General features: G+C 65.0%; 14 protein-coding genes. 8 read left to right on the top strand and 6 right to left on the bottom strand.

The genetic code is table 11. The features are described from left to right. Positions 1-111 precede the first annotated feature (111 nt). Complete coding sequence (locus LQG66_RS36700; protein WP_231321639.1) at positions 112-2,340, top strand: O-linked N-acetylglucosamine transferase, SPINDLY family protein; 2,229 nt, start codon at positions 112-114, stop codon at positions 2,338-2,340. Between the two features lie 53 nt (positions 2,341-2,393). Here LQG66_RS36700 and LQG66_RS36695 read toward each other — a convergent pair whose 3' ends face one another. The 3 genes from LQG66_RS36695 to LQG66_RS36685 form a co-directional block, all read right to left on the bottom strand. Further along, complete coding sequence (locus LQG66_RS36695; RefSeq protein ID WP_231321636.1) at positions 2,394-3,008, bottom strand: hypothetical protein; 615 nt, start codon at positions 3,006-3,008, stop codon at positions 2,394-2,396. A gap of 256 nt (positions 3,009-3,264) precedes the next feature. Continuing rightward, positions 3,265-3,537, bottom strand: a complete 273-nt coding sequence (locus LQG66_RS36690) for a hypothetical protein (protein ID WP_231321633.1) — start codon at positions 3,535-3,537, stop codon at positions 3,265-3,267. A 191-nt stretch (positions 3,538-3,728) separates the two neighbouring features. After that, on the bottom strand, positions 3,729-4,145 hold the full coding sequence (locus LQG66_RS36685) for a thiol-disulfide oxidoreductase DCC family protein (RefSeq protein WP_231321623.1): 417 nt from the start codon (positions 4,143-4,145) through the stop codon (positions 3,729-3,731). A gap of 1,219 nt (positions 4,146-5,364) precedes the next feature. On the opposite strand from LQG66_RS36685, the gene murI reads away from it, so the two are divergent. The 7 genes from murI (at position 5,365) to LQG66_RS36650 (ending at position 11,061) form a co-directional block, all read left to right on the top strand. Beyond that, the gene (murI, locus tag LQG66_RS36680) at positions 5,365-6,162 is read left to right on the top strand and encodes a glutamate racemase (RefSeq protein WP_231321621.1); all 798 of its coding nucleotides are present in this window, start codon (positions 5,365-5,367) and stop codon (positions 6,160-6,162) included. Between the two features lie 11 nt (positions 6,163-6,173). After that, positions 6,174-6,947, top strand: a complete 774-nt coding sequence (locus LQG66_RS36675) for an HpcH/HpaI aldolase family protein (protein WP_231321617.1) — start codon at positions 6,174-6,176, stop codon at positions 6,945-6,947. 63 nt (positions 6,948-7,010) lie between these two features. Next, positions 7,011-7,397, top strand: coding sequence for a cupin domain-containing protein (locus tag LQG66_RS36670; protein ID WP_231321603.1), 387 nt, complete (start codon positions 7,011-7,013; stop codon positions 7,395-7,397). A gap of 95 nt (positions 7,398-7,492) precedes the next feature. After that, the gene (locus LQG66_RS36665) at positions 7,493-8,269 is read left to right on the top strand and encodes an acyltransferase (protein WP_231321600.1); all 777 of its coding nucleotides are present in this window, start codon (positions 7,493-7,495) and stop codon (positions 8,267-8,269) included. 284 nt (positions 8,270-8,553) lie between these two features. Further along, entirely contained in the window at positions 8,554-9,171 is a 618-nt protein-coding gene (gene rpsD / locus LQG66_RS36660) for a 30S ribosomal protein S4 (protein WP_231321597.1), read from the top strand. A gap of 198 nt (positions 9,172-9,369) precedes the next feature. After that, positions 9,370-9,918 carry a hypothetical protein gene (locus LQG66_RS36655; RefSeq protein WP_231321588.1) on the top strand — a complete coding sequence of 183 codons (549 nt, stop codon included), beginning with the start codon at positions 9,370-9,372 and terminating at the stop codon, positions 9,916-9,918. A gap of 75 nt (positions 9,919-9,993) precedes the next feature. Next, positions 9,994-11,061 carry a threonine aldolase family protein gene (locus LQG66_RS36650; RefSeq protein WP_231321585.1) on the top strand — a complete coding sequence of 356 codons (1,068 nt, stop codon included), beginning with the start codon at positions 9,994-9,996 and terminating at the stop codon, positions 11,059-11,061. A gap of 3 nt (positions 11,062-11,064) precedes the next feature. On the opposite strand, the gene LQG66_RS36645 is transcribed toward LQG66_RS36650, so the two are convergent. The 3 genes from LQG66_RS36645 to grxD are packed head-to-tail and all read right to left on the bottom strand — an operon-like array spanning position 11,065 to position 13,220. Further along, positions 11,065-12,285, bottom strand: a complete 1,221-nt coding sequence (locus LQG66_RS36645) for a serine hydrolase domain-containing protein (protein WP_231321583.1) — start codon at positions 12,283-12,285, stop codon at positions 11,065-11,067. A gap of 30 nt (positions 12,286-12,315) precedes the next feature. Continuing rightward, positions 12,316-12,885 (bottom strand): O-acetyl-ADP-ribose deacetylase, encoded by a 570-nt coding sequence (locus LQG66_RS36640; protein ID WP_231328078.1) that lies wholly within the window; start codon positions 12,883-12,885, stop codon positions 12,316-12,318. Further along, complete coding sequence (gene grxD, locus LQG66_RS36635; protein ID WP_231321581.1) at positions 12,882-13,220, bottom strand: Grx4 family monothiol glutaredoxin; 339 nt, start codon at positions 13,218-13,220, stop codon at positions 12,882-12,884. Before grxD ends, LQG66_RS36640 begins: the two co-directional genes overlap by 4 nt. Positions 13,221-13,271 lie beyond the last annotated feature (51 nt).

The raw sequence follows: 13,271 nt of genomic DNA, 5'->3' as shown, positions 1-13,271 counted from the left end.
GTAATAGGCCTTGCGGCGCCGAATCGCCGAGAACGCCCCCCAGCTGATTGCGAATCGACGAGAATAGGACAACCATCGCGAGCAGTGGAGCGCTTCTGTGGAGGATTGCACTTGCAAAGCAGCGTCGGCTCGCGTGCCTTTCAGAATGCCAGGCTGCAAAAGCAGGCCAGGAAGCGGGCGGACGCGCTGTTGCCGGCTGCGGTCAAGGCCTACCGCGAGGGCCGGCATCCGGAGGCTCAGGCGCTGTGCCAGCAGATCCTGCAGGACCTGCCGCATCATTTCGGCGCCCTGCATCTGCTCGGCGTCTCCGAAAGGGACTGCGGCCGTTTCGACCAGGCGGCGCTCCTCTTGACGCGTGCGGTCGAGATCGATCCGCGCTTGGCCGAAGCCCAGTCCGATCTGGGCTTGGCGTTGTTCCGGCTCGGCCGCTATGAGGAGGCCCGCGCCCGTTACGAACGCGCCATCGCCCTGCGGCCGAACTTCCCGACCGCGCATACCCATCTTGGCAATACACTGACGAGCCTCTTCCGGTTCGAGGAGGCGATATCCGCGCATGACCGCGCCATCGCGCTGAAGCCCGACTATGGCGACGCCTATGCCAATCGCGGCATGGCGCTGCTGCTCTCGAGCCGGCACGAAGAGGCCGGCTCGAGCTTCGATCGCGCGCTCTCGCTGCAGCCGCGGTTGCTGACGGCCCTGTTCGGCAAGGGCCTGGTCAGCATGAACTTAAGGAATTTCGATGCTGCACTGGCAGCGCTGAATGCGGCGCTGGCCATCAATCCGCATGCAGCCGCCGTCATCGCCCAGCGCGGGCGGGTCTATCAGGAGCAGGGCAAGTTCGAGGAGGCGGAAGCCGAGTTCGACGCGGCGCTCGCCCTCGAACCGCTGCTGGAAGACGCACTGCGCGGCAAGGCCACGGTGACTCTGGTGCGCGGCAATATCGCGCTGGCGATCTCGTTCATCAACAAGATGCTGGCGCAGAACCCGAATTCGGAGAGCGCCTGGACCCTGCTCGGCGTCTGCTCTGCGATGCAAGGCGACATCGCCACGGCGATCGCGCACTACGACCGCGCGCTTGCGATCAACCCGAGCCATGAGGACGCGATCACCAAGAAGATCTTTGCGCTGGATTTCCTGCCCGACGTCAAGGTGAAACGTCTCCAGGCCGAACGGAAATACTGGTGGCACGCGATCGGCTCGCGATTGCCACGTCTTCCGCTCGGCGAGCGGGATCTCGACCCCGACCGGCGACTTGTCGTGGGCTACGTCTCGTCCGATTTCCGCGACCATTCGGCGGCTCTCGGCTTCCTGCCGATCCTGCGCCATCACGATCACCAGGCATTCGACATCGTCGCATATTCCTGTTCGCCGGTCAGGGACGCCAAGACAGAGCTGTGCCGTTCGCTGGTCGATCGCTGGGTCGACGCCTGGCTCTTGACCGACGACAAGCTGGCCGACCAGATCCGCGCCGACAAGGTCGACATCCTCGTCGACCTCTCAGGACATTCCGCCGGCCACCGGCTCACTTTGTTTGCGCGCAAGCCCGCGCCGATCCAGGTCTCCGCCATCGGCAGCGTCACCGGAACGGGGCTGCCCGTCATGGACTATCTGCTGGCCGATCCGGTGGTGATTCCGGCCGAAGTCCGGCCTCTGTTTGCCGAAAAGATCTACGACCTGCCGTCGCTCATCACGATCGAACCGCCGCCCACACTGCCGCCGTCGCCGCTGCCCATGCTTCGCAACGGCCACGTCACCTTCGGCGCGTTCAACCGCATCGACAAGATGTCCGAGCCCGCTCTGACGCTATGGGCGAAGCTGATGGCTGCAACGCCGGGCTCGATCATCGTCGTCAAGAACCATTCGATGAGCGATCCCCTGCTGCGCGACGGATTGATCGCGCGCTTCGTCGCCCACGGCATTGCCACGGACCGCGTCCGTTGTGCCGGAAAGACAACGCGCGAAGAGCATCTTGCGATGTTCGCCGAGATCGACATCGCGCTCGATCCGTTCCCGCAAAACGGCGGCATCTCGACCTGGGAGTCGCTGCAGATGGGCGTGCCTGTCGTCACCAAGCTCGGCGGCAGCCCCTCCGCACGCGCAGGCGGAGCGATCGTCAAGGCGGTCGGCCTCGACGGCTGGGTCGCCGACGACGATGAAGGCTATCTCGCCATCGCGCTGAAATTCTGTTCCCGGCCAGCGGAGCTTGCCGCGCTCCGCGCCCAGCTGCCGGCCATGGTGGCGAATTCAGCCGCGGGGAACAGCGCGGTCTATACGCAGCATGTGGAACAGGGATACCGGACGTTCTGGCGCGACTATTGTGCGCGAGCGACGACGAGCTGAGTTACGGCACTATCGCCGTAATTCCAATTGACCGAATCTGGGTGAAGATGCGCTCAGCGCAACCTGGAAACGTATTCGCATTCAGCAATTGCGCCAGTTGCAAGAACTCTATAGCAAAAGTCTGATGAATAGCGGTTTCTAAGAACGTCGAGATAGTAGGCCCGCCCTGCCATTACGACTTGATTGTCCTGTTCACGCATAGAACCTAGCAGGTCTTTCGAGGCAACTTCATCGGTGACCAGAGTAGTAAAACCGGTGGCATCAGATTTATTGGTAGGCGGCACGGTTGCCCCTCTCCACTGAGGATCATGGATATCCGGTAGTGACGAGATATACTTCGCCGCGTCCTCCAAAGCGGTTCTTCCGGTCCAAATCTTTCCCAGCGTATAGGCGCGCAGAGCGGGAGTCTTGCCGTAATTTACGTATCTGATGTTCCAAAGCCCCTTCTTGTTTACCGCAAGCGACGGCACGTTGTCGTTCTCTACCATCAAATAAGGACGGACTTCGGCGGCTGAGCGCTCGCTTGCTATTTTCACCTGCCAACCGCTGAAAGCCATGGAGCCAGAGGCGATCAAGACAGCAAGAAAATCAAGCCAGTGCTTGCTAGTTGACGTGGATCGCGTCGAAGTTGACGCCGATGCGTCTTGTCCGGTGCCTTCTCTGGCCATAATCGTCGCAGCGTCCTGGTTCTTTGTAAAAGAGCATCACAACGCCATGGCGCGTCAATTGAAACGCACTATTTTACGTCGATAAACTCCGTGGGCCATCATCATGCAAAAATATGTCGACCAGCTTGACACTCTAGTAGGCTCGCGCATTGCAGATTCATCAGCAGTTTAAAATCAAGTTGGCTCCACTCGCCGGCAAGCGACAAAAAAACTAAACGCATCGCCCGGCCACGCTCGCTCTTCCTACCCATATCCATCACACCACCGTCGCGACCACATAGATCAGCACGGCTGCGCCGAGGCAGCGCCGCCAGGGGTTGACGCCGCGCAGGACTTCGTCGAACGCCCAGACGAACAGGCTGGCTTTGACCAGACAATCCAGACTGGCGCCTGTCTGCCCCGGCGGATGCCAAACCCATCCCAAGAGGCTGCCCACCAGCACGATCCACAGCGCCGGGTTCGGCATCTGCGCGATCGTGATCTCGCCCGTCGCGCGATTTCGGAAGAACCAGTTCAGAAACCGCGACATCGCACCACCAGCGTTCGTTGTGGAATAGGTCACTTCCCCAGAGGATCTGGACGACCAGGATATTCGCGGCACGACCAGGGAGACGGGTCGTGGAGCGCCCGATCGCCGCGACGTGCGCGGGCCATCGGCTCGCGCCGCCGCCACGTCGTGCACCTTCGCTCCTTCTCAGCAAGGCCCAGCACGACGCCTCGTCACGCTCCGCCACTCTCCTGCCCCACAGCGGCGGCCTTGCGCTGCAGGATGCGTCCCAAGCCGCGGGAGATGAAGGGCCGGACCGGGAGAAACATCCGGTAGCCCAGCTCCAGGACCGCCAGCGCGCCCGGCAGCGATGCCACGCGCGCCGCCCAGCGCCACCTAGGCAACCGCCTCCAGACCTCGACGAAGGCCGCCGCGCCCGAGAGCACGCGTCCGTCACCGGCGCACACATGGAACCGCTCCAGGGCCTGCCGCTGGGTCAGTCCCGCCGGAGGTTCGGCACCTGTTTGGGAGACGTCGACGAAACACAGTGCGCCGGCCTGATCCGTGCGGCTGTAGTAACCGATCTCCGCCCGGCACAGCGGGCAGGATCCGTCGAAGTACACGGTCGATCTTGCAGGCTCTGGCTCCACGCGGACCTCCTCGAAAGCCGATCTTAGTCCCCGGTCATAAACGTCTCGGCAAGCGCTTTGGGTCTTCCTCCTTCCAAAATGCCTTGGCTCCTCCGCCCGTCTCTCCCTAGTCGATCGCTCCACTGACATTGCGTGCGCGTGAACCATCGCGCCTCAATTCGAGACATGCCGCGAACTGCGCGTTCTCGACCGCCCCGGCGGAAATTTTCTATTTCTATTTTTCAGAAGTCGTGCTATAGACCAGCATCCCGCCTCACTTGAGGGACGTTTCGCGATCGTCACGAGCGTTGGGTGCGGGATGCGGTGGGCGTGTCGGGTTGCAGCGTGAGCGATCATGCCGACGAACGATCCGATGCGCACGGCGAAGTCGTGTGGTCCTGGCATCCCGATGCTGATGCCAAGTTCGCGTCGCCAATTGACGAGCGCGCGGATGACGGGGGCAAGAAAGCCGGTCCCCGGGGAGATCACGTATAAGCCGTAACGCCATCGCGCGGGGAAGGCCGGATGATCCGGCCCGTACCTGTGGTTCCTGCCGCCTGCATTTTTTTCGCAGGCGGGCCATGGGTGCGACCGGCACCCGGCCTTTCCCGCGCCCTCATCTTCGAGAGGGCGATGAGACGAGCAACACTCGGACGCGAAAGCGGGTGCGAGGATGAGATGCTGCGCCTACTGAGATGCTGTGCCTACAACCTCCGCTGTCGTCCCGGGCAGGCTGCGACAACGCGGCAGCGTTGGCGTGGCGCCGACCCGGGACCTATACGCCGCGGCGGCCATGCGAGGCACGCTGGAGCTTCCAGCTTTGTCGCCAACCTCCGCCGGTGGTTATGGATCCCGGCGTTCGCCGGGATGACACCTGATGTGGTCGCGGACAGCTTTGCTTTTTTCGAGAGACGGGAACGCACGCACCAACCTCCGCTGTCGTCCCGGGCAAGCCTCGACAACGCGACAGCGTTGGCGTGGCGCCGACCCGGGATCCATACGCCGCGGCGGTCCTGTAAGGCACGCTGGAGCATCCAGCTCGGGCGCCAACTTCCGCCGGGGGGTTATGGATCCCGGCGTTCGCCGGGATGACAGGGAATGTTCGGCGACCACGGCGGCTCAGATGCGCATTTTTTGAACCTTCCCTCTCCCCGCCGGAACACACCCAAACGCCTCACTCCCGCCCAATCCCGCAGAAAAACCGACTGAATCACCCCTCCTGATCCGGTACACTCGCCGCGTGACCCACCGCCCCACGATTCTCGTCTTCGACTCCGGCCTCGGCGGCCTCAGCGTCTTGCGCGAGGTCGTGCGCGCGCGGCCGGATGCCCATTACATCTATGTCGCCGACGACGCCTTCTTTCCCTATGGCCATCACAGCGAGCAGGCGCTGATCGCCCGTGTGGTGCCGCTGATGGGCGAGCTGATATCAGCGCACCGGCCTGACCTGATCGTGATCGCCTGCAACACCGCCTCGGTGCAGGTGCTGGCGCCGCTGCGCGCCGCCTATGCCGTACCGTTCGTCGGCACCGTGCCGGCGATCAAGCCGGCCTGCGCGCAGTCGAACACCAAGCGCGTGTCGGTGCTCGGCACCAAGGCCACCGTGGCCCGGGAATACACCCACGCGCTGATCCGCGATTTCGCCGGAGGCTGCGACGTCACGCTGGTGGGCTCGCCGGAACTGGCCTCGCTGGCCGAGGCCGCGCTCAGCGGAACCGCCGTCAGCGACGCTGCGATATCAGCCGAGATCGTGCCCTGCTTCACCGGCGACGCCGCCGATCCCGCAGGGCGTACCGATACGATCGTGCTGGCCTGCACGCATTATCCGCTGCTGCTCGACCGGCTCGAGCGCCTCGCGCCGTGGAAGGTCGCCTGGATCGATCCGGCACCGGCGATCGCGCGCCGCGTCATCGACCTGCTGGGAGCGCCAACCGGTAGCGCCGACGATGGCGGCGCGGTGATGATCTTCACCTCGAACAAGCCGCATCAGCTCAGCCGGGCGCTGACGCCCTTTTTCGGCGGCCGCGTGCCGGCCTGAGGGAGATTGCGATGTCTGCGACGCGACAGCCGCTCAACCGCCTCAAGCAGGCCTGGCGCGACAAGCAGCCCACCTTCGGCGCCATCGCCACCATCCCGAGCATCCAGACCGTGCGCATCATGGCGCAACAGCTCGACTGGATCATCGTCGACCTCGAGCACGGGCCGATCGATCTCTCCACCGCGCATGCGATGATCACGGCCACGGCCGGCACGCCCTGCGTGCCGCTGGTGCGGATCGCCGCCAACGAGCCGCATCTGGCCAAAGCGCCGATGGACCTCGGCGCGCTCGGCATCAACTTCCCGATGATCTCGAGCCGCGCGGACGCTGAGAAGGCGGCGCGCAGCGTCCGCTATCCGCCCCGCGGCGACCGCCTATGGGGTCCGTTCCACGCGCCGTTCCACTGGAACGTATCGATGGCCGATTACATGGCCACGGCCGACGACGATATGGTCTGCATGGTGACGATCGAGCATGTCGAGGCGGTCGAATGCATCGACGAGATCATGGCCACGCCCGGCATCGACATCGCCGTGATCGGCCCCGGCGACCTCGCCACCTCGATCAACAAGCGCGGGCAACTCGAAGACCCGCAAGTGAAATCCCTGATCGCCCGCGCCGAGGCCGGCATTCTCAAGTCGGGCGTGCCGATCGGCGGCGCGGCGCGCTCGGCCGAGCAGGCCAACGCGATGATCGCGCGCGGCTACGTGGCGCTGGCGCTCGGCTTCGACTGGTCCTTGTTCCAGCGCGGCATTGCCGCAAGCTTCGAGGGGATCAAGCGCTGATTCGGCGCCGATATGGCGCAGGCTTCAGGTTCCAAACGAAAAACAACATTGGGGGAGAAGACCATGATGAAGAAGACGATTTTCGGCCTGTCGCTTTCCGTGCTCGGGCTCGGCGCCGCCCTGGCGCAGCAGCCGGCCATCAAGCGCACGATGCTGCAGAAGACCGATTTCCCGGACGGCTATACCATCGTCCAGGCGATCGCCGAGGTCGCGGCCGGGGGAGCCGCGGGCCGCCATACCCATCCCGGGGTCGAGACCGGCTATATCCTCGACGGCGAGGCCGAACTCGTCGTCGAGGGCCAGCCCGACCGGCACCTCAAGGCCGGCGATTCGTTCCAGATCCCGGCCGGCGTTGTCCACGACGCCAAGGTTCACGGCGACAAGAGCCTGAAGGTGCTCGGGGTTTACGTCGTCGACAAGACCAAGCCGCTCGCCTCGCCCGCGCCATAGAGCAGCGCTTCCGTAAGCCGGCGCCCGGTGGTATCAGCAGCCGCCGCCGGGACCGGACAAGGCCAAGCAGACCAAACGGGAGGTCGGGTTTCAGGATGCGCGGAACGACCAGGACCATCTCGCTGCCGCGCCGCCTGATCATCGATCTGATGCGCGCCTCCGCGGGCGTGCCGTTCGTCTCGCTGGCGCGGACCCTGAACGTCCGGCCGCTGCTTGAAGCACGAAGCCTCGCCGCCCGCCCGCCCGGCTTCGCCGCGATCTTCGTCAAGGCGTTCGCGCTGGTCGCCCTGGAAGAGCCGACCCTGCGCACGCTCTATGCCAAATGGCCGCGACCCTGCTTCTACGAGCTGCCGCGCAACGTCGCGATGGTCGCGATCTCCCGGATCGAGGACGGCCAGCCTTGCGTGCTGCCGCAGCGGGTCGGCGACCCCGACCAGCTGTCGCTGGCCGAGGTCGATGCCATCATACGTCATGGTAAGGAAGCACCGATCGACCAGGTGCCGATGTTCCGCAAGATCATGCTGACCACCCGCCTGCCCTGGCCGCTGCGCCCGATCGCCTGGCTGGTCGGGCTCAATTTCGGCCGCCAGCGCGCCAATTGGTTCGGCAATTTCGCCGTGACCGGGGTCTCGGCCTATGGCGGCGGCGAATTGCACGCGCTCAGCCCCGGGCCGTACATCCTCAGCTTCGACGTGGCCAAGCCCGACGGCACCATCGGCGCCATGATCCGCTGGGACCACCGGGTGACGGACGCGGCCCTGATCGCCCGGACCTTTGCGCGGCTGGAACAGGTGCTGAACGGCGAGATTGCGGCCGAGCTCAGGGCTTCGCGCGCCGCCGAGGCCAAACCGGTCCGGGCGATCGGCGGCTGAGGGCACGGGGCTCGCGGGCCGATTGCGACATAAGACGGCCGTTGAGGGTGAAATTGAGCTTCAAGAGCGATTTGACCGCAAAATGTGGCGCTAGCGGTTTGACAGCACGGCGGTTTCTCCCTTAGAACCCCCCTTGCTCGCGGGCCGCTTTCGGCCCGCGTTGCGTTTCGCGACCCGTGGCCTTGTCCCTTCATGCTTTGGGGATGGGCCTGTCGGTGAACCGGGTTTCCCGGACACACAGGAGGGCGCGTTTCCTCAAACCCGAACGACTTGAAGAGGACGCGATGACTAAGCGCAGTGAGGCGAAGTACAAGATCGATCGCCGCATGGGCCAGAATATCTGGGGCCGCCCGAAGAGCCCCGTCAACCGCCGTGAATACGGCCCCGGCCAGCACGGCCAGCGCCGCAAGGGCAAGCTGTCCGACTTCGGCGTGCAGCTGCGCGCCAAGCAGAAGCTGAAGGGCTATTACGCCAATATCTCCGAGCGCCAGTTCCACGGCATCTATGTCGAGGCCGGCCGTATCAAGGGCGACACCGGCGAGAACCTGATCGGCATCCTCGAGCGCCGTCTCGACACCGTGGTGTTCCGCGCCAAGTTCGTCGCCACCATGTTCGCCGCGCGCCAGTTCATCAATCACGGCCACATCAAGGTGAACGGCCGCAAGGTCAACATCTCGAGCTATCAGCTCAAGCCGGGCGACGTGATCGAGGTCAAGGAATCCTCCAAGCAGCTCGCCGTGGTGCTGGAAGCTTCCCAGCTCGCTGAGCGTGACGTGCCCGACTATATCGAAGCCGATCACGGCAAGATGACCGCGAAGTTCATCCGCATCCCCGCGCTGTCGGACGTGCCGTTCGCGGTGCAGATGGAGCCGCATCTGATCGTCGAGTTCTACTCGCGCTGATCTTGACCGGACGAACGTCCGCTCCCATCTGATATTCCGAAAGGCCCCGCTTCGCCGGGGCCTTTCTTTTTGCGGTTTGAGGAACGAGCGACCGATTCCCGAATGCAACAGGTGCCATGAAATCGCCTCAAGCCCCGCTGACAGCGAATCCATCCCGTGATTCACTGTCCGCAGTTGTAAAGTAGCGGGGCGTTCGCCATGGAGTTCAACAGGCGCAATATCATCTTCGGCGCGTTGCCGGCCGATGCGGTCGGCACTCCGCCTCTGCCGCCATTGCGGGCGCCACCGTTACGCGCCCGGCCCTCGGGGATCCGTTACCGGTTCAACGACGGCCTCTATCCCTCGACGGTCTTCGATCATCTCGAGCGCTCCTGCTGGCACGTCCAGTCCGATGCGACAGCCCATGTGATCCGCCACCTCGGAACCGGGCTCACCTTTGCCGACGCGCAGCTCCCTTACGATCCGTTCGCGCTCGAACTTCTCCATTGTTTCGACGACACCCGTGAGCTCACCGACGAATGGCAGACGATGCTGGTCGGCTGGGCGGCGGTGAACATGGGCTGGAACATAAGGCGGCAGCGCCCGGTCGGCGCCAGCGGCGCGCTTCAGCTCTCTCCGTCACGGCAAAGCCCGCTCGAGTCCTGGGTTTTCGATTGCACTGATGCGCCGCCGCTGGTCGCCGAGCCGATCGAGACAAGACGGTCGCGGCGGCCGGATATCTGGCTCAACCCACCGCTTGCGGCGTGATCAAAGGAGGAGCGTTTTGCGGGAGCGGTGCGAGTTGGGTAAGGTCCGGCTGTGAAAGCCGAACGAGGACTGCCGATGTCTTACACCCCGCCCCCGCGTGATCCCAAGGCGCCGCCCGTGCGCGTCAATCTGTTGTCGGACACCCAGACCCGTCCGACGCCAGCGATGCGCGAGGCGATGGCGCGGGCAGAGGTCGGCGACGAGCAGAGCGGCGACGATCCGACCGTGCATGAGCTGTGCGGCCGCGTCGCCGCGCTGCTCGGCAAGGAAGCCGCGGTGTTCATGCCGTCGGGCACGATGTGCAACGTCGCGGCGACCTTGGTGCATTGCCGGCCGGGCGATGAGATCCTGGCGCACGAGACCGCGCACATCATCTCGCGCGAGGGCGGCGCGCATGCCGCGCTCGGCGGCTTCCAGGTCACCCAGCTGAAGGGTCCCGACGGCCAGTTCACGCCGCAGACATTCCGCGCGGCGCTGCATCCGCGCTCGCGCTACCAGCCGCCGCAGACCGTGGTGAGCGTCGAGCAGACCGCCAATATCGGAGGTGGCACGATCTGGAAGAAGACCGCGCTCGACGAGATCGTGCAGATTGCGAAAGCCCAGGGCATGGCGACGCACATGGATGGCGCGCGGCTGCTCAATGCGACGGTGGCTACCGGCATTCCGGCCGCAGAGATGACCGCGGGCTGGGATTCGGCCTGGATCGATTTCTCCAAGGGACTGGGCGCACCGATCGGCGGCGCGCTCGCCGGCAGCGCCGCCTTCATCGACGAGGTCTGGCGCTGGAAGCAGCGGCTGGGCGGATCGATGCGCCAGGCCGGAATCGTCGCGGCCGCCTGCATCTACGCGCTCGATCATCACGTCGATCGGCTGGCCGAGGACCACGCCAATGCACGGGCGCTGGCGCGCGGGCTGTCGCAGATCCAGGGCGTCGAGGTGCAGGAGCCAGAGACCAATCTCGTGTTCTTCAAGCCCGACGGCGCCGGCGTCAGCGGCGACAAGATGGTCGGCGAATTACGCAAGCGCGGCGTGCTGCTCGCAATGATGGACGGCCGCATCCGCGCCTGCACCCATCTCGACGTCAGCGCAGGAATGATCGAGGAGACGGTCGGCCATGTCAGGGAGATCGTGCGCACGGCATGAGGGTTACGGCGCGAGTGCCCCATAGACCAGCTGCCGCAGCTCGCGCGCGATGCGGCCGCGCTGCGAGGGGGCCTGCATCATGACGATGACGAACAGGTCATCGGCGGGATCGATGAAGAAGAACGTCCCGCCGACGCCATCCCAGCCATACTCGCCTGATGGCACCAGCGACTTCTCCGCGAGGCGGACGGAAAAGCCCAAGCCGAAGCCGCTGTCGGCGCCTGGAAAATAGAGGTCGTCACGGAGAATCCCCACCCCCACGACATGGTCCCGCGTCATCAGCGCGATCGTCTCAGGCTTCAGATAATGGCGGCCCTCGAGCTCGCCGCCGTTCAACAGCATCTGCGCGAACCGCGCGTAGTCGGAGATGGTGCTGATCATGCCGGCCCCGCCCGACTCCCAGCGTTTGGGCCGAAGAGGATCGTCGAGGCCCGCGATCGGCCGATCGAACCAGTCGCGCGGCGACGGCTCGGCGACGCGGCCGCGCTGGCTCTGGTCGGCGAGAAAGAAAGCGGTCTCGCGCATGCCGAGCGGACCCAGCAGCCGTTCTCTCTCGAACTCATAGAGCGAGCGGCCCGAGACGACCTCGATCACGCGGCCGAGCACGTCGGTCGAGTGGCCGTAGTCCCACAACGTGCCCGGCTGCTCGGCCAGCGGCAGCCCGGCGAGGCGTTCGACAAAGGTCGCGTTGTCGATGTCGCCGTCGAACAGATGCGCATTGGCATAGAGCCTGCGGACGGCCGTCTCGCCGTAGAAGCCGTAGGTGATGCCCGAGGTGTGGCGCAGCAGGTCGAGAATGGTGATCGGACGCACAAGCCGAGTATCGCCGACCTTCACATCAGCAAAGCTGGGAATGTATTTCGACAGGGGATCATCGAGCCCCAGCCTGCCGTCGTCGACCAGCATCATCGCGGCCACCGAGGTGACCGGCTTCGACATCGAGTAGACGCGGAAGATCGCGTCCTCCGTCATCGCCGCGCGGGTCGCGGGGTCGCGATAGCCGAAGCTCTGCAGCAGGGCCGGACGGCCGTGCTGCTGGACAAGCACGACCGCGCCGGGAATGTTGCCGGCGGAGACCTCGTTGCGGAAATAGTCGGAGACGGTGTCGAGGCGCGGCCGGTCGAGATCGCGCGGCGACGGTCCGCCTGCGCGGGCCAGGGCCGGCAGCATGGGCGCCGCGAGGAGCACACCGAGCACGGTGCGTCGAGAAACCAGTTGCTGCATGCTAACTGCCCCGCCGCAGGCCGGTCGCCGTCACCTCGCCGAACCCGAGCGAGCGCGGCTCACCATGGCCTCGCTCAGCGCCTGATCATGCAGCTCGGCGCTCTGCTCCGAGAAACAGCAGAACACGATCTGGGCGAGCGACGTTTCCTCGCTGATCGCCTCGATCGACGTCGTGACCGCAATCGACGCGGCACGATCGGCGGGAAAGCGAAAGATGCCGGTCGATATCGCGGGAAACGCGACGGAGTCCAGGAGATGCGTGTGACACAGCTCGATCGAGCGGCGGTAGCACGAGGCCAGCAGGTCCGGCTCGCCGCGGTCGCCGCTCTGCCAGACCGGGCCGACCGTGTGGATCACGTGCCGGGCCGGCAGCCGGTAGCCCTTCGTGATCTTGGCCTCGCCGGTCTTGCAGCCATGGAGCATGCGGCACTCCATCACGAGATCAGGCCCCGCGGCGCGGTGGATCGCACCGTCGACGCCACCACCGCCGAGCAACGAGGAATTGGCGGCGTTGACGATGGCGTCAACGCTGAGCCTGGTGATGTCGGCGACGATGATCTCGAAACGGGTCGCGCCGATGGTGCGGACCGGATAGCTCAGGCAGACGCTGCCGTGCCGACCGGGACGCCCTTGTCGGTGAACAGCTGCTGCAGTTCGCCGCTCTGGAACATCTCGCGCACGATGTCGCAACCGCCGACGAATTCGCCCTTCACGTAGAGCTGCGGGATCGTCGGCCAATTCGAGTAGGTCTTGATGCCGTCGCGGAGCTCGGCGGACTCGAGCACGTTGAGGCCCTTGTAGCCGATGCCGACGTGATCGAGGATCTGCACGACCTGTCCCGAGAATCCGCATTGCGGAAACTGCGGCGTTCCCTTCATGAACAGGACGACGTCGTTCGACTTCACTTCGTTGTCAATGAATTGCTCAATGCTCATCTTCGCTTCCTCTGGGGCGCCTCAAGGAACGCCTGGGGCTCGGTGCCGATG

Origin of the sequence: Bradyrhizobium ontarionense, from assembly GCF_021088345.1 — a bacterium.
GTDB classification, from domain to species: Bacteria; Pseudomonadota; Alphaproteobacteria; order Rhizobiales; family Xanthobacteraceae; genus Bradyrhizobium; species Bradyrhizobium ontarionense.
This window is presented reverse-complemented; position numbering and strand designations above follow the sequence as displayed.